At 39.5% G+C, this 16783-nt stretch carries 14 protein-coding genes and 1 rRNA gene; 5 read left to right on the top strand and 10 right to left on the bottom strand.

The window, feature by feature from the left end:
- A 16S ribosomal RNA gene (locus FCJ93_RS23065) occupies positions 1–326 on the bottom strand; the annotation flags it as partial.
- 309 nt (positions 327–635) lie between these two features.
- Positions 636–1511, bottom strand: a complete 876-nt coding sequence (locus FCJ93_RS23060) for a nucleotidyltransferase-like protein (RefSeq protein WP_095314031.1) — start codon at positions 1509–1511, stop codon at positions 636–638.
- A 152-nt stretch (positions 1512–1663) separates the two neighbouring features.
- On the opposite strand from FCJ93_RS23060, the gene FCJ93_RS23055 reads away from it, so the two are divergent.
- On the top strand, positions 1664–2017 hold the full coding sequence (locus FCJ93_RS23055) for a YgzB family protein (RefSeq protein ID WP_095314033.1): 354 nt from the start codon (positions 1664–1666) through the stop codon (positions 2015–2017).
- A 198-nt stretch (positions 2018–2215) separates the two neighbouring features.
- On the opposite strand, the gene perR is transcribed toward FCJ93_RS23055, so the two are convergent.
- From perR to FCJ93_RS23030, 5 genes are all read right to left on the bottom strand, one after another.
- The gene (gene perR, locus FCJ93_RS23050; RefSeq protein WP_170211392.1) at positions 2216–2653 is read right to left on the bottom strand and encodes a peroxide-responsive transcriptional repressor PerR; all 438 of its coding nucleotides are present in this window, start codon (positions 2651–2653) and stop codon (positions 2216–2218) included.
- A 90-nt stretch (positions 2654–2743) separates the two neighbouring features.
- Positions 2744–3694: a D-2-hydroxyacid dehydrogenase gene (locus FCJ93_RS23045; protein ID WP_137744793.1), complete on the bottom strand. Its 951-nt coding sequence runs from the start codon at positions 3692–3694 to the stop codon at positions 2744–2746.
- 344 nt (positions 3695–4038) lie between these two features.
- The gene (locus FCJ93_RS23040) at positions 4039–4617 is read right to left on the bottom strand and encodes a hypothetical protein (RefSeq protein WP_095314039.1); all 579 of its coding nucleotides are present in this window, start codon (positions 4615–4617) and stop codon (positions 4039–4041) included.
- Between the two features lie 274 nt (positions 4618–4891).
- Positions 4892–5359 (bottom strand): thioredoxin-dependent thiol peroxidase, encoded by a 468-nt coding sequence (gene bcp, locus FCJ93_RS23035; protein ID WP_095314041.1) that lies wholly within the window; start codon positions 5357–5359, stop codon positions 4892–4894.
- Between the two features lie 66 nt (positions 5360–5425).
- Positions 5426–5830, bottom strand: a complete 405-nt coding sequence (locus FCJ93_RS23030) for a potassium channel family protein (RefSeq protein ID WP_095314043.1) — start codon at positions 5828–5830, stop codon at positions 5426–5428.
- Positions 5831–6144: 314 nt separating this feature from the next.
- Between FCJ93_RS23030 and FCJ93_RS23025 the strand changes: the two genes are divergently transcribed.
- The 3 genes from FCJ93_RS23025 (at position 6145) to FCJ93_RS23015 (ending at position 13175) form a co-directional block, all read left to right on the top strand.
- Positions 6145–6624, top strand: coding sequence for a glutathione peroxidase (locus FCJ93_RS23025; protein WP_095314046.1), 480 nt, complete (start codon positions 6145–6147; stop codon positions 6622–6624).
- 269 nt (positions 6625–6893) lie between these two features.
- Positions 6894–8192: a glutamate-1-semialdehyde 2,1-aminomutase gene (locus FCJ93_RS23020; protein ID WP_137744792.1), complete on the top strand. Its 1299-nt coding sequence runs from the start codon at positions 6894–6896 to the stop codon at positions 8190–8192.
- Between the two features lie 510 nt (positions 8193–8702).
- A complete protein-coding gene (locus FCJ93_RS23015; RefSeq protein ID WP_137744791.1) occupies positions 8703–13175 on the top strand; it encodes a glutamate synthase-related protein in 4473 nt (1490 codons plus the stop codon).
- Between the two features lie 94 nt (positions 13176–13269).
- Here FCJ93_RS23015 and FCJ93_RS25725 read toward each other — a convergent pair whose 3' ends face one another.
- Positions 13270–13392, bottom strand: coding sequence for a hypothetical protein (locus FCJ93_RS25725; protein ID WP_268951639.1), 123 nt, complete (start codon positions 13390–13392; stop codon positions 13270–13272).
- A gap of 340 nt (positions 13393–13732) precedes the next feature.
- On the opposite strand from FCJ93_RS25725, the gene FCJ93_RS23010 reads away from it, so the two are divergent.
- Positions 13733–14815 carry an FUSC family protein gene (locus tag FCJ93_RS23010; RefSeq protein ID WP_137744790.1) on the top strand — a complete coding sequence of 361 codons (1083 nt, stop codon included), beginning with the start codon at positions 13733–13735 and terminating at the stop codon, positions 14813–14815.
- Between the two features lie 30 nt (positions 14816–14845).
- Here the strand turns inward: FCJ93_RS23010 and FCJ93_RS23005 are convergent, their stop codons facing one another.
- Both FCJ93_RS23005 and FCJ93_RS23000 read right to left on the bottom strand, forming a co-directional pair.
- The gene (locus tag FCJ93_RS23005; RefSeq protein WP_095314058.1) at positions 14846–15745 is read right to left on the bottom strand and encodes an ABC transporter permease; all 900 of its coding nucleotides are present in this window, start codon (positions 15743–15745) and stop codon (positions 14846–14848) included.
- A 15-nt stretch (positions 15746–15760) separates the two neighbouring features.
- Positions 15761–16765 carry an ABC transporter permease gene (locus tag FCJ93_RS23000; RefSeq protein ID WP_137744789.1) on the bottom strand — a complete coding sequence of 335 codons (1005 nt, stop codon included), beginning with the start codon at positions 16763–16765 and terminating at the stop codon, positions 15761–15763.
- Positions 16766–16783 lie beyond the last annotated feature (18 nt).

Raw genomic sequence — 16783 nt, 5'->3', positions numbered from 1 at the left:
CCCAGTGTGGCCGATCACCCTCTCAGGTCGGCTACGCATCGTCGCCTTGGTGAGCCGTTACCTCACCAACTAGCTAATGCGCCGCGGGCCCATCTATAAGTGATAGCCGAAACCATCTTTCAGCTTTCAAACATGTGTTCAAAAGCATTATCCGGTATTAGCTCCGGTTTCCCGAAGTTATCCCAGTCTTATAGGCAGGTTGCCCACGTGTTACTCACCCGTCCGCCGCTAATCATCGGGAGCAAGCTCCCTCCGATCCGCTCGACTTGCATGTATTAGGCACGCCGCCAGCGTTCGTCCTGAGCCAGGATCAAACTCTCCAAAAAAGAGTAAGATTAGCTCTTATGTTTATAATAAACGTTGGCTAGCTTCGGCTCTCATAAAGAGTGCCTCCACTATGATTTGTTGACGTATGATTTGTTTAGTTTTCAAAGTGCAATCATGATTAAAACAAAAAGTTCAATCACAGTGCCGCTTCAGAAGCGACTTTCTTAATATAACATGTAGTGATGTTGATGTCAACATCTTTTTTAAAAGCAATCCGTCAAAGGAAAAACATTTTTCAATGCGTTTCGCAGCGACGGATATTAATATAACAAGTATTTTAAAAGAAAGCAACCCTTTTTTATATTTTTTTAAGATAATTTTTTGGCTACAAAGTAACAACGATGAAAAACACCCTGTCCTTTTGTTTCCACATTTTTAACGTCAATATACCCTCTTTCAATCAAATACTCGAGTAAAATGGATAAATCAACTGAATACTCCACTAACTCTTCGTGACGAATCATATCGTTAAAAGTCCAAAATTCCCGTTCACCCAGAACCTCTAATAAATGATTAATACCGACTTTTGTACGTGAATGAATGAGAAACTCACTTGCAAGAAAGAGAAGCTCCAAGCGTTTTTCCATCGTTTCATCACTATTCACTAATTCCACATAAAGTTTGTAAATCTCAGGCTCCATTTGTTTCACTTGATTCCAAACTGTTACTTCAGGATGGAATCCATTTTCAATAATCGATAATCTTGCCAAATGGTGCAAAGAGTGAATGACATGATTATACGCATCCAAATAATGGTGGTTTTCAAAAAATGCTTTCCCATCCATGTATCTACGAATGAGCTTAGCAAACTCCAAGCCCATTTTGATTTTTCGTCCATAGAACGGAAATTCCTTCATCTCTTCTTTTAATTTTGCAACATATTCATTTCGGTCAAAAACAATTTTACCATTATAGAGCCAATCAAATATTCTCTTATTAGAACCTAATAGTATCCAATTATTGAGCTTTTTTTCAGTAACTATATAAAGCGCGGCTTTTTTACCTTCATAAGAATAGTGCTTTACAAATATAGGCTGTTCTGCCTCTTTAACAACCATTAAAAGAATCGTATCAAACGTATCGGTTGTTGGTATTGAATATTGGATTTTTTCTATTGTTAATACTCCAAGAGTATTCGGGTCACTTGCCCTTTCCTGATAAATCGGACGAAGAATGTCTTCCATCATCATTCCCCCATTATATTGTTAGCCTATATCTTCGACAATTCTAAACGATCTCCTGCTAATTTTCTAGACAAACTTCGACACCAACGCTTGTTAACCATTTATTTCACCCTCATTAATGTGATATAGTTAAGTCTTAGGAGGGTACAATAATGGCTAAATATTCAAGTAAAATAAATAAAATCCGCACGTTTGCGCTCAGCTTGATTTTTGTCGGATTTTTCATCATGTATCTCGGGATATTTTTCAGGCAGTCTGTAATCTTAATGTCTATTTTTATGTTTTTAGGTTTGCTGTCTATTATTGCAAGTACAGTTGTTTATTTTTGGATTGGCATGCTTTCAACGAAAACCGTTCAAGTTAAATGCCCAAATTGTGAAAAACCAACAAAAATATTAGGTCGCGTCGACATATGTATGCATTGCAATGAACCGCTCACTCTTGATCCTAACCTTGAAGGCTTAGAATTTAATGAGAAATATAACAGTAAAAAAGCAGACTCCTAAAAAATGAAGATCTCCGGTAAGAGCTAATAGGTATCGGAGAAGGATAACAAGCTATGATCGCTAATTCATCAGCTTTACATAGTCCACTGCCAACTCGGCGAACTTGCCGAGTTTTTTTCATTTTTGTTATGCGTGCGCTCTATAATTTGAATTTGGCACGAAATGAACAAAAAAATAACTGATAGCAAGTACTATCAGTTAATGAGCATCTTTGGCTAAACAGTCAGGACAGGTACCGTATACTTCCATCCGATGATGACTGACCTTGAAGCCCGTTACGTGTGAAGCAAGATGTTCAACCTCATCCAACCCTGGATAATGGAAGTCGACAATTTTCCCACAAGCTTCACAAATAACATGATAATGATTAGTTGTAATAAAATCAAAGCGGCTAGATGCATCCCCATAGGTTAATTCTTTCACAAGACCAACCTCACGAAATACTCTTAGATTGTTGTAAACTGTTGCCACACTCATATTTGGAAACTTGCCTTCCAATGCTTTATAAATATCATCAGCTGTAGGATGTGACATTGAGTTTATTAAATACTCAAGTATCGCATGACGTTGTGGAGTTATTCTAACCCCAGTTCCTTTTAAGGTATCAAGTGCTTCTTTTAATTCACTATGTGACACCGCCATGCACCTCTTTTCTAGTATAAATTCTTACTTTATAATATTTATAATTAGTGTACTCGTAAAGTTCCCTATTTGTCAATATATCTACTAATACCCTCGCGTTAAATCAATCTGATTGATCATGTTTTTACCTTTATTATTATATGTATGTAAGTTTTGTTCAAATATTTCAAATGATCTTGGCAAATAATTCTTTGTCAGGCTCGAAAGATGTGGTGTAACGGTTACTTGGTCCATTTGCCAAAACGGATGCCCCTCTGGCAAAGGTTCGACTGCAAATACATCTAAAAATAAATGGGCGATCTCTTTATTCTTCATAACATCAAAAAGAATATCTTCTGCAACCAAATCACCACGTCCAATATTGATAAAAACAGACGTATCTTTCATCAGCTTAAAGTGCTCATATGTTAGCAACTGAGTGGTTTCCGGTGTACTTGGCAATACTGAAACGACAAAGTCCGCTTTCCCAACTACTGTAGAAATGTCATCTAATTTACACAATTCATCTACGAATTCAACCGGAGTCCCTGTTCGATTTACACCGATTGTATTCATTCTGAATGCTTTAGCAAGACGGGCAATTTCTCCGCCAATCGCACCTACTCCTAAAATAAGAATCGTTTTTCCACACAGCTCTTCCATCGGAACGCGGCGCTCCCACTTTTCTTCTTGTTCATTGCGCCACAATACTCTAGCTTGTTTTACATATTGGAGCATCATTCCAAGCGTATATTCAGCCATTGGAATTTTATGTACTCCACGTGCATTCGTGACGATAATCCCCTTCTTACGGCAAGCTGTCAGCGGCATTTTATCAAGACCTGCAGACATGACCATAATCCATTTTAAATTCTGAGCCTTCTTAATATCCTCTTCAGTCAAGTCTTCGCCATAAGTAATGAAGATTTCTGCATCTTGAAAGCTCGTTTGAGCATGTTTCATCCCTTTATAAAATTCAAATTGAACGTTTGGAAACTTGGCACGGATCATTTTTTGAATCGATTCAGCAGGTAAAATAGATGATACTACCTTCACTCGATCACTCTCCTCTTTTTTCTTCTATTATAATCTTTTTTAACAATATCATGGTCAATAAATATACAAAAAAAGCAGGTCAACGAAGTGACCTGTCAAATAAAACATTTGTCTGAGGAGGTATGCCCTAATACAATCATATTCAGCACTTCAATAGATGCGTGGACACCCGCACAGGCTGTAAAAATAAATTTTACGAGCAACTCTTTACGTTATAAATGGCATATCCTGACTTTCTCTCAAGGAACTGCTTGCCCTGTTCCGCACAAATTTATTCACCTATACTTAAGAAAAGCCGCCCCAAAGGAAGCAGCCTGAAATTAAATGATAAAGATATAAGTTCATTAAACACCGATAACATTTCTTACTGGGAAAGGAGCTGGTTGAATATAATTTTGATATTCATGAAGTTTTCCTTCATATATTAATTCTAATGTTGGAATAAGAGCAAAATCATCCGGTCTCATGAGTTCAGGACTTTTTTTCATCAGCTTCAAACCACTCATTCCCAAAACGGTTGCGACAAATTGTGAGCAGGTAAAGGCATTATCTCGTTTTAATTTCATATTAAGGGCAATCGCGAAAATCCCCAATAAATTGTATCGATAATTTGCTGAGAACCGTTCAAATTGATAAATTATTTGGATAATCTCATTAAATTGCTCTTCATTGACTGTTAATTTATAGAGCACACATTTCGTTTCTTTTTTATGAAAAAACACACCTTGATCCATACGTTCTTTCACGAAGCCACCTGAAAACGGATTGGTATAAACTTTTCGCCCAAAACTGTAAATATTTTGTAATCCTTGATCTAAGGCAATGGAAACATGATTATACGGAAACCTCGTATACATTTTAATCATTTTTGAAAACCAAGTGCCTGTATCTGTAAGAAGTATATAAATCTCTTTTTCTGTCAAAATCCATCACCTACTTTGACTAAGTTTTGTTATTGGGCTACATCTTCTATGACATCTTTTTTCCAGTCTCATAATTATTAGACGTATTTGAAACGGTTATTACTTCATTTTTCTCAAAAAAAAAATAAAAAAATTGGCCCCAACTTATTTGGTAGCCAATCAAGTACATCCTCTTTCCGAGGATTCATGACCAATATTTAAGTAAATGATTCAAACGCTGCATGCGTTATATCGAAATCATACTATGAATCCTTTGGTCTGATCCACAACTTATTTATAGATTTTCTTCCACAAATTGTAATGTTTCCTCCACATGTCCTTTAACTTTAACCTTCAACCATAATTTAGCAATTTTTCCCTCTTTGTTAATAATAAAAGTGGACCGCTCAATTCCCATATATTCTTTACCAAAATTCTTTTTTAATTTCCAAACTCCATATTTTTCGGCAACTTCATGGTCTTCATCTGCCAACAGAAGAAAAGGAAGCCCATGCTTTTCAATAAATTTCTCATGCCGTTCGATCGGATCAGGACTTACCCCTAAGATGACCGCATCGACGTCAGTAAAATTTTGATGGTGATCGCGGAAATCACACGCCTCTGTCGTACAACCTGGCGTCATATCCTTCGGGTAAAAATATAAAACAACATTTTTTCCTCTTAAATCCGAAAGTTTGACCATACTACCATCACTTGCAGGTAATTGAAAATCTGGTGCTAATTGACCTTGTTCAATAGACATTGCTATCCCTCCGTTTCATTATTACCATTAGCGTAACGAATCCGCGGAGCAAAGACAAGCATTAGACTATTTATCTAGATCAAGCACAGTTCTGGCAACAAAAGCAGCTGGAATCGTATAGCCGATCAACGCTTCGATAACAGCAATAATTCTCCCCACTCCGATCGGCGCAATATCGCCGTAGCCCACGGAAAATAATGTAATCGCGCTAAAGTAAAGGCCTGTTTCTAAGCGAGTTAAAAAACGATTGGCTACCGGAATATAACCATCATCCAAGACAGCAAAATCGTGTAGTTCTAGCAAAACATATAGAAGTCCAAAGCTAACCATAACGGTAGCATAGATAGCTCCAAGGAATAAAAAATTCTCAAGAGACACCCTTTTTCCCTTTATTTTATAGGGGGTAAACAGAAGTCGGATACTACTCACAACACAAATCACAATGATCAAAATCGATATGTAAAAGATCAACCGGCCCACCCCCTCTTTTCTTGCAAAGAATTTAACTATCTGTCGGTATTGATGTTTCCCCCATTTGCTTCACGCACCGATCATCACTAAATGGCGAGTAAAATCGCCGCTTCACACAAGTTAAGTCAAAAATCTTTTACCTTTACAAAAATAAAGCATGTTTCTTTCATATATACGTCAAATCACTGTTTTATAGAACAGCTTGTCTACACACTGCAAATGAAGGGAAACTGCTTCTATTGAACGTTTCCAATTGTACGCAAAAGTCGAGCGCTCGTGTTAAAATGAAATTAAGAAATTTCGGGAGGTTTAAAATGAAAACAGTATATGATTTTCATGTCAAAATGACAGACGGAACAGAAAAGTCGTTAAAAGATTACTCAGGCAAAGTATTGCTCATTGTAAACACGGCAAGTAAATGCGGATTAACTCCTCAGTTTAAAGGGCTGCAAGAGCTATACGATAAATTTGCCGACCAAGGCTTCGTGATTTTGGGCTTCCCTTGCGATCAATTTAACAATCAGGAATTTGCTCAGATCGATGAAACCCTCCAATTTTGCCAAAAAAATTATGGTGTTACCTTCCCAATGTTCGCAAAAATCGATGTAAATGGTGAAAATGCAGACCCTCTTTTCACATTTTTAAAAGAAGAGAAAAAAGGAGTGTTATCGAAGAATATTAAATGGAATTTCACTAAATTTCTCGTTGATCAAACTGGTCAAGTCGTTGAACGCTACGCTCCTACAACTGAGCCAAGCCAAATTGAAAAAGATTTAGCAAAGCTGTTCGCTTAAACTTTCGAAGACTGCCTAGCAGGCAAACTTTAAATAAAAGTGCTCCCCTTAAGGCAAACACTCTGTCTGCCTTAAGGGGAGTTTTTCGATGAAAAATTTCACCGTGGAAACTCCCCCTTTAGCGCTCACGGCAGAAACGAATGCTATCTATCTCACTCCTAACTGGAAAGGATAAAAGGCGACCAGTTTTTTTCGCTTGCTTCCATTACTAGCAACACAAGTGCTAAAATATATTAGGTAGTTTTAATGAAAGGATTAGGAGGATTTTTATGAAGTTTACAAATTCAGAACGTCTTCATGAGGAAGCGTTGGAATACATAGTAGGTGGAGTTAATAGCCCTTCCCGCTCCTACAAAGCGGTTGGCGGCGGGTCTCCAATCGCAATGGAACGGGCAAGCGGTGCCTATTTTTGGGATGTCGACGGCAATCAATATATCGACTATTTAGCTGCATACGGTCCAATCATAACAGGTCATGCTCATCCACATATAACAGAAGCGATTAAAAGAGCAGCCGAAACTGGAGTGTTATATGGAACACCCACACCACACGAAGTCAAGTTTGCCAAAATGCTTCGTGAAGCAATGCCTAATCTTGAGAAAGTTCGTTTTGTTAATTCTGGCACCGAAGCGGTTATGACCACAATCCGTGTTGCTCGCGCCTATACAGGCAGGGATAAAATCATTAAATTCGCTGGATGCTATCATGGACATTCCGATCTTGTTCTTGTCGCAGCAGGTTCGGGCCCTTCTACACTAGGCACACCAGATTCTGCTGGTGTCCCGCAAAGCATTGCACAAGAAGTAATAACCGTTCCTTTCAATGATATCGAACCATTTAAAGAAGCATTGAATAAATGGGGCGACCAAATTGCTGGGGTTCTCGTTGAGCCAATTGTTGGCAACTTCGGCATTGTCGAGCCGAAAGATGGATTTTTACAACAAGTGAATGACCTTGCCCATAAAGCCGGGGCCCTTGTGATTTACGATGAAGTGATTACTGCTTTCCGCTTTATGTACGGAGGAGCACAGGATATGTTGGGAATTCAGCCTGATTTAACAGCGATGGGAAAAATTATTGGCGGCGGACTTCCAATCGGTGCCTATGGCGGAAAGAAAGAAATAATGGAAAGTGTGGCTCCCCTTGGTCCAGCCTACCAAGCAGGAACTATGGCTGGAAACCCCGCCTCGATCTTATCTGGCATCGCTTGCCTAGAAGTTTTAAAACAAGACGGGGTTTACGATTATTTGGACAAGCTTGGTGCCATGCTTGAAGAGGGTATCACAAAATCAGCACGAGAACACCGAATTCCGATAACAATAAATCGCCTAAAAGGGGCTCTAACAGTTTATTTCACAGATGTGAAAGTTGAAAACTATGAGCAAGCCGAAAACACAGACGGTGAAATGTTTGCCAAGTTCTTTAAGCTCATGCTTCAGCAAGGCATTAATCTTGCACCATCCAAGTATGAAGCATGGTTTGTCACGATCGCTCATACGACAGAAGATATTGAAGCCACCCTCCATGCTGTCGATCAAGCTTTTCAGGAACTGTCTGCTAACGCTTAAAAAACGAGCATAAATATTCATATTTTATGCATCAAGGAGCCCAATAAGGCTCCTTTTTTATAGATCACATTCATTGTAAACGGTTACATTATAAGGTTTTGTGGTAATTTCTTCCCATTTATTTCAAAAAACATATCCATGATTATGTATAAATAATTGATTTCTGAAAATTCTTATGATACACTGGTATTACTATTTGGCTTCTTTAAGTGTGGTTATTTTTTGTCAAATAATCTCACAATAATTAAGAGAGAGTTTCATCTTTCGAGCTCTTCCCCAATAGTTTGCTATAAAGCCGACTTTATCTTCTATTATTCTAGAATGATAGGGAAGCTACCTTCAATTTTCCACAATATTAAAGCCAATGGATTGACTGATATTTTCCAGATTGGTGAAACGTATGTCGCATACATAAGATGCCAATCGCTGCGCTTGTCCAGATCGTCAATCTACTTATGAAATTTTAGGAGGTGAACGGCTTTAAGGCAGAGCCTATTTAAAGCCTAAGTTATGACAAATCAACAATGGAGCCCCTCACAATTTAATGAATTTTACCGCCAAGAACATGATGCTTGCGGAATTGTGGCCTCAATGGAAAAAAACAATACCCCTACCCGTGAAAATATATTTAATTGCATTAATGCCCTCGTGACAATGAATCACCGTGCTGGTTTCATTAATGGCGAAGGTGATGGGGTAGGAATTCACATCGACATTCCACGCACACTTTGGAAAGAAAAATTAGAAAAGGCTGGTCAAAACACAGAAGTTGTTGACCAAGCTGGATTTGTAGTCGGTCATATCTTTATTAATAGAAAAGAACAGCCGCAAGCTCTAAAAAAAGCATTGATTTCAAAACTGGAAAACGCTCAATTGGAAATTTTATTTGAGTCAACTGAAGAAAGTAATTCTTCCGCTTTAGGACCCATTGCAATCCAAGAAAATCCTGTATTTTGGCAGGTAGCTCTCAAGAGTAATGTAACCGGCAAAGAGCTTTCAAAAAAATTATTTGAGCTAACTGTAGAAATAGAAAAGGACGATAACATCCATGTTGCTTCATTAAGTCAATATCATGCCGTTTATAAAGTAATGGGCGCCGGTGATATTTTGCCAAAATATTACAGCGATCTAGCAAACCCACTCGTTGCTTCAACAATGACATTAGGGCATAATCGCTACTCTACGAACACATTGTCCAGCTTTAACCGTGTTCAACCTTTTAGTGTTCTTGGTCACAACGGTGAAATTAATACCATTGCCAAACTTCGTGATGAAGCGAAAATGATCGGTGTTCCTCTTGTTAAGGATGGCAGTGATTCACAAGATTTAAGTAGAACGATTGAGACGCTTATTTGTCGTGACGGCTACTCTTTATTTGAAGCATTGGATTTACTTTTTCCACCAATTATTAACGAGATTAAAGCATATCCAAAGCATCTTCAAGATTTATATAGTTACATGCGTGAAGCATGGGGACATTTCGCCCAAGGTCCGGCAGGCATTATCTCCCGCTTTGGTGACGAAGCTGTCTTCAGTGTCGATGCATTAGGTTTGCGCCCGCTTTGGATGCTTGAGACAGAAAGCTCCTATCTGTTCTCATCTGAGCCAGGAATTATTCCTTCAAGTGAATATGTAAATGAACCAAAGCCGCTTGCACCAGGGGAAAAGGTTGGACTGAAGTGGGATGGCGATGTATTAAAAGTCTATGAACACGATCAATATCAAGCTACTGTTTACGAGAGATTTTCAACAAGAGCGAACATCACTGATGCAAGAAAGCGCCTTTCTGTTCCAAAACTTGAAAAAACCGTGAGCGTAACCTATCCAACGAAGATTCATAACGGTCAATATAAAGCATTCGGCTGGGAAAGGGATCATATTCAACTGATTGAACAAATGGCTGAAAAAGGTGTCGAACCGATTCGTTCACTCGGACATGATTCACCATTAGCAGCAATCAATCCGAATCGTAAAAACGTCGCTGATTTTATTAAAGAAAGTGTAGCTGTTGTAACGAACCCCGCAATTGACCGAGATCGGGAATCTGAGCATTTTTCAACAAGAACGATTATTGGCGAGCGGCCTTCCCTTTTTGCAAAAAAATTGCCAGGTACACTTGTAGAATTGCCTTCGCCATTGCTTATTGAAGGTGCGGCTGGCTACGAATGTTCATTGGAATTAAATCAACCTAGCTATGATCAAGTAGCAGCTTTATTCCAAAGGGGAAATCTCATTTCCTACTTATCTATGACCATGCATAAGGATGAAACGGTTGAGGCGGCATTAACTCGCCTTCAAGCAGAAGCTGTAGCTGCGGTAAAGGATGGCAAAACACTAATTGTGCTTGACGACAGTCGGGCTCATATAAATGATTCATTATGGCTTGATCCACATCTTGTTACATCAGCCGTCGATCAAGCACTTGTGAAAGAGGAACTGCGAAGAAATTGCTCCATTCTATTACGCTCTGCTTCGATTCGCTCTTTACACGATATTATTGTTGCCTTCGGATTAGGATCTGACTTAATCAGTCCTTACTATATGTTTATGACCGTGTTTGATGAGTCTATTAAGCCTATCGTTAATCTTTACTCTGCCCTTACGAAAGGTTTGGAAAAAGTCATCTCTACGATCGGTATTCATGAGCTTCGAGGCTATGGAAGATTATTTTCGGCAATTGGTTTAAATGAAGAAGTTGCTGACGTCCTTAACATCGTTAACTTTTTCGGTTCTCGTGACCTCGCCTATAATTTTGAGACCATGAAAAATGATGCCCTTGAAAGAGCGGCAGATTATCAAAACGAAAAAGAGCGTGTTGGAAAGTCATTCAACCTCTTCCCTCGTATTTGGAAAGCTATCGGTGATGTGGCATCAACTGGTGACTACAGCGCATATAAGGAAAAAATCAGCGAGCAGGAAGAACAGAATCCAACAACGATCCGTCATTTAACAGATTTGAAAACTTCTGCTTCAGATATTTCTGCAAGTGATGTTGACATTAGTGTCGGCGAGCATAGTTTACCATTTGTGATTTCCTCTATGTCTTTCGGATCTCAGAATGAAATTGCCTTCCGTGCTTATGCTGAAGGTGCAGACCGATTAAATATGGTAAGCCTTAACGGTGAAGGTGGGGAAATCAAGGATATGCTTGGCAAATATCCAAAAACGCGCGGTCAGCAAGTTGCCTCAGGTCGTTTTGGTGTCAATGCTGAGCTACTAAACTCTTCAAACCTCCTTGAAATTAAAATTGGGCAAGGAGCAAAACCTGGTGAAGGTGGACATTTACCTGGCTCAAAGGTAACAGAAAAAATTGCCGAAGCTAGAAATGCGACAATAGGTTCTGATTTGATATCACCGTCTAACAACCATGATATCTACTCGATTGAAGATTTAGCACAAATGATTCATGAGCTTAAAACCGCAAACGACAAGGCGAAAGTTTCTGTCAAAGTTCCGGTCGTTCCAAACATCGGCACAATTGCTGTTGGAATTGCCAAAGCCGGCGCCGATATTATCACATTAAGCGGATTCGATGGTGGTACTGGTGCTGCAAGAATCCACGCTCTTCAATACGTCGGTCTTCCAGTTGAAATCGGTGTTAAAGCAGCTCATAATGCCTTGTTGGAAGCTGGAATCCGTGACCAAGTAGAGCTTTGGGCAGATGGCGGTATTAAGAGCGCCAAAGATGTCATTAAAGTCATGCTTCTTGGAGCTAATCGTGTCGGATTCGGTACTTTATCAATGATTGCCATCGGCTGTACAACTTGCCGCGGCTGTCACTTAGATACTTGTCATGTTGGAATTGCTACACAAATCGAATCTGAAGCGCAGGCGAAGGATCATGGTTTAAGAAGATTTGTTCCAAGACAGTTTGACCTGGCTGTTCAAGGAATTATCAACCTTTTCACTGCTTTTGGAAATGAGCTAAAGGAGCTCACAGCGTCATTAGGCTTTAAAAATCTTCAGGACATCGTCGGTCGCTCCGACCTTCTGCAACAAGCGAAAGGCACTGAGCAATTAGATTTAACTTACTTGTTAAAAACACTTGATATTGGGCAATTTGGGCAAAAAGAAGCAGCTGCCGCAACGGAAGCCGCCCAGCTTCAAATGGCAGTCGGCGCAGAGTTTTTAGATAGCAATGTTGGCGAGCTCCAGCAATCTCGCGAATATCATAGCATTACATCGGAGCAGCGCGTATTGGGAAGCCGCGTTTCTTGCCACCGTGTTCGCGGCCGTTTAGATGGCTCCTATAAAGCTCTTCCTGCTGTTGAGCTCAAGTACAAGAACGGTTCCATTCCAGGTAATGGACTCGGAGCATACAACAGTGAAGGCATTAAAATTGAAGTATCAGGTGGTTCCCAAGACGGAACTGGTAAGACATCCTTTGGCGGCCAAATCCTCATCTTTAAATCAAAGGGGAAAAACGGACAATATTACAACGGTTCGGTCGGAAAAGGCTTCGGTTATGGAGCGCAGCAAGGCTTGCTCGTTGCTCAGGGCAATGCCGATGCACGCGCAGGTATTCGCTTATCTGGCGCTGATATGATTATCGGTGGCCAAGTAAAGAATGCCATCCCGGCAAAAGAAAATGGCAATATCGGTTCAAGAGCGAACATTAAAGGTTTTGCCTTTGAATACATGACCAATGGTCGCGGCTTAGTGCTGGGCGATCCAGGTCCATGGATTTGTGCTGGTATGACCGGCGGTGTCGTCTACTTAAGACATCAGCCTGAGCTGGGTTTAACGAAGGAAGCCATCCAAAGAAGGATCGCCAAAGGGGCGAAAGTAACCGTATCAGCTTTATCTGAAAAAGGTGTTTCTGATGTCGTTGAACTTCTTAGCCAGTACATTGATATGCTTAAAGCTCAAGGTCAAGACGAAGAAGCAAACAAACTAACCCTTCTCCTTCAAGACCCTGAAGAACATTTCGTTCAAGTAGTACCAGTAAAAGAACAAGCAGATCCATCTGTTTCAACTGAATGATGTTAGGCGCCCGCTTTTGTGCGGGCGTTTTTTTAGTTTGTGTAAATTTACAGCTCCCGTCCTTGTTTTGTTCGCTTAACGACGATTTAAAGCTTTATTTTGTCAGTCGAATTCCAGCTGTTTTCTTCACAGCTTCTTCTTTTCTATCTGATTTTTCAGATTGCATTTTTGATTCGGACTGTGCTCCTCCTTCGCCTCGCTTGTTGTCCCATTGCACTCTCTATTTGGACTCCCCCGCTCTCTTTACCTCGTTTGCTTGTCCAAAGGCACTTTCACTTCTATCTATCCCTTTATATCTGCGCTGCTTTAATCGAATAAAATCCTTTATCTCCAAAACGACATTCGCCGCTTCTCCTTGACTCAGAATCTTTCCTTTATAATAATTTTACTCCACTCAACCACTCATATATGCATAAGCTCATCCCTAATTCATATACTCTTCACATAATATAAATTTTTGTCTATTGAGAAATAAAATGAAATAGTTTAAAGTATGTATACACATCTCATATCATGAGAAGTGTTATTTTTGTTGAAAAGAAAGGAAAAATCTACTTATGAAGCTTGGTGCCCGCATTTTAAAGACGGGAATTGCAATTGTTCTTGCCCTCTTACTGTCTGAGCTATTTCGGTTACCTTCCCCAATATTTGCTGGGATAGCGGCGATCTTTGCTGTTCAGCCGACCATTTATCGCTCCTATTTATCTATTATTGAGCAGGTACAGGGGAATATCATCGGAGCAATTGTTGCAGTTTTGTTTGTTGTCACTTTAGGGAATAATGTTGCTGTGATCGGGCTTGCTGCCATCATTGTGATCACGATAAATCTAAAATTAAATATTTCTAATACCATCAGCCTATCCCTTGTCACATTAATTGCGATAATGGAAAGTCCTGGTGATGAATTTATTGAGTTTGCTCTCATTCGCTTTTTAACCATTTTACTAGGGATTTTATCAGCATTTATTGTTAATCTTGTCTTCTTGCCTCCAAAATATGAGAAGAAGCTTTATTTTCGGATTGCCAGTTTGACAGAAGAAGCAACAAGATGGATTCGCATGAATACTCGGCATGCATCAGAACATACCTTTTTAAAAAAAGATATTGAAAAAATCAAAGATGATTTATTAAAGGTTAATCAGCTTTATCTAATGTACAAAGAAGAAAGAAGTTATTTTAAGAAAAACACAGCAACGAAGGCGAGAAAGCTCGTGATTTATCGGCAAATGATTTCCACGACGAAAAAAGCAATTGAAATCCTGAAAAGGTTGCATCGCTTTGAAAATGACGTGATTCACTTGCCTGATGACTTCCATTTAGAGATTCAGCACCAGCTCGATTTCTTAATTGAACGGCATGAGCAAATCATGCTGAAGTTTATTGGCAAGGTCAAACGGGAGAAATCTATCGAGGAAGATAAGCTGTGCCTAAATCGCCAAGAACTATTTAGCCTCTTTATCGCAAAGCAAAAAGAAATTGATTATGAAAATGAAGTGACCTTCTTTCATATTATGCAGTTAATTTCCTTTATCATCGAATATGATGAGCATTTAAATCATTTAGACGTGCTGGTAACGAGCTTTAAATCATATCATACAAAGGAAAACGAGCTTAATATGGAGGAAACTATCCAAGAATAAAGCAGCTGATCTTTCAGCTGCTTTTTTTGGTTAATTTTTCATTTTTGGATCCAGTGCGTCTCTCAGTCCATCTCCCATTAAGTTAAAGCCAAGAACAGTGAGCATGATCGCCAAACCAGGAAAAATCATAGTCCATGGGGCCTGTACAAGAAATGCTCTGGAATCAGTGAGCATCTTTCCCCATTCTGGATTTGGTGCTTCAGCCCCCAATCCAAGAAACCCTAAAGCGGCAGCTTCAATGATCGCTGTTGCAATCGCTAATGTTCCTTGAACGATAATCGGCGCAATACTATTTGGCATCACATGATGGAATAGAATGCGACTATTTTTCATTCCAACAGCCTTAGCTGCTAAAATATATTCCTCTTGCTTGACACTTAAGACCCGAGAGCGAATGAGACGGCCAAAGTTAGGAATATTAATGATCGCAATCGCAATCAGTGCATTTTTCAACGATGGGCCTAAGACGGCAACAATGGCGATCGCAAGCAAAATACTTGGAAATGCCAACAAAATATCAAAGAAACGGGAAATGATCGTATCAACCCATTTTCCATAATAACCTGCCAAAATCCCTAATAAGCAGCCGACTACAATAGAGCCTGTTACCGCTAAAAAGCCGACCCAGAGGGAAATTCTTGCCCCGTGTACCACCCTAGAAAAAATATCGCGGCCAAAATCATCCGTGCCAAACCAATGTTCACTTGAAGGCGCTAACAGGCGTTTTTCAAAATTTTGCTCATTAATTCCTTGAGGTGCAATAAGTGGTGCAAAAATCGCTAATAAAATAAAAAATAATACAATCAATGTTCCAAGCACTGCTAATTTATTTTTACGAAAGCTTCTCCACGCTTCTAGCCAAGGGGAGACTGCTTTTTCTTCAACCGGTTCTAATGGTCTCTGGAGTTGATTATTTGTTGAAAGCTCCAATTTCTCTCCCCCTCACTAATTGTATTTAATTCTTGGATCAATGACCGCATACAACAGGTCAACGATTAAATTTATCAAAACGAAAATGACCGCGATAACTAAAATTCCCGATTGGATAACAGGATAATCTCTGTAGTTAATCGCTTCATAAATATAGCGTCCAATGCCCGGCCAGCTAAAAATCGTTTCTGTTAATATCGCTCCCCCCAAAAGCAGCCCCGTTTGCAAACCAATAATTGTCAATACAGGAATAACAGCATTTTTTAAGGAATGCTTGTACACCACCCAAAACATTCTTAACCCTTTTGCTCGCGCCGTCCGGATAAAATCAGATTTCATCACTTCAAGCATTGTTGAACGGGTAATACGGGCAATAATCGCCATCGGTATGGTAGCAAGAGCAGCACTTGGTAAAATTAAATGCTTAATCACAATCCATAATTGGTCAAATCGCCCTTGAATAATCGTATCAATAATATAAAAATTTGTTATCGCGTCTATCGGGGCTCTTACATTTTCTCTGCCAGAAGTCGGAAGCCACTCTAAATTTATCGCAAAAATCCACTGCTCCATCAATCCTAACCAAAATATCGGCATCGATACTCCAACTAAAGCTAGAATCATTGCTACATAATCAAACCATGAGTTTTGAAACCAAGCACTGATAATTCCCGCATTCACCCCGATCACAATTGCAATCAGCATCGCACAAAGAGCTAGCTCTGCAGTGGCGGCTAAAAATGGCCAAATCTCTTCATTAATCGGTGACTTCGTTCTTAATGATTGTCCTAAATCTCCTGAAAATAAACCCCCTAAATAAAGAAAGAATTGGGTATACCAAGGTTGATCTAATCCGAGCTGCTTCGTTAATTCTGCAACTGCCTCCTCTGTTGCTAATTGTCCTAAAATAATTTGCGCTGGGTTACCAGGAATAGCTCGAATCATGAAAAAAACAATTAAAGTAAGACCGAGTAAAACTGGAATGAGCGACAAAAGCCGTTTTATCGTATAGGAAAGCATGATTGCACCTCACTTGCA

Source organism: Robertmurraya siralis (genome assembly GCF_005502275.1).
Classification (GTDB): domain Bacteria; phylum Bacillota; class Bacilli; order Bacillales; family Cytobacillaceae; genus Robertmurraya; species Robertmurraya siralis.
This window is presented reverse-complemented; position numbering and strand designations above follow the sequence as displayed.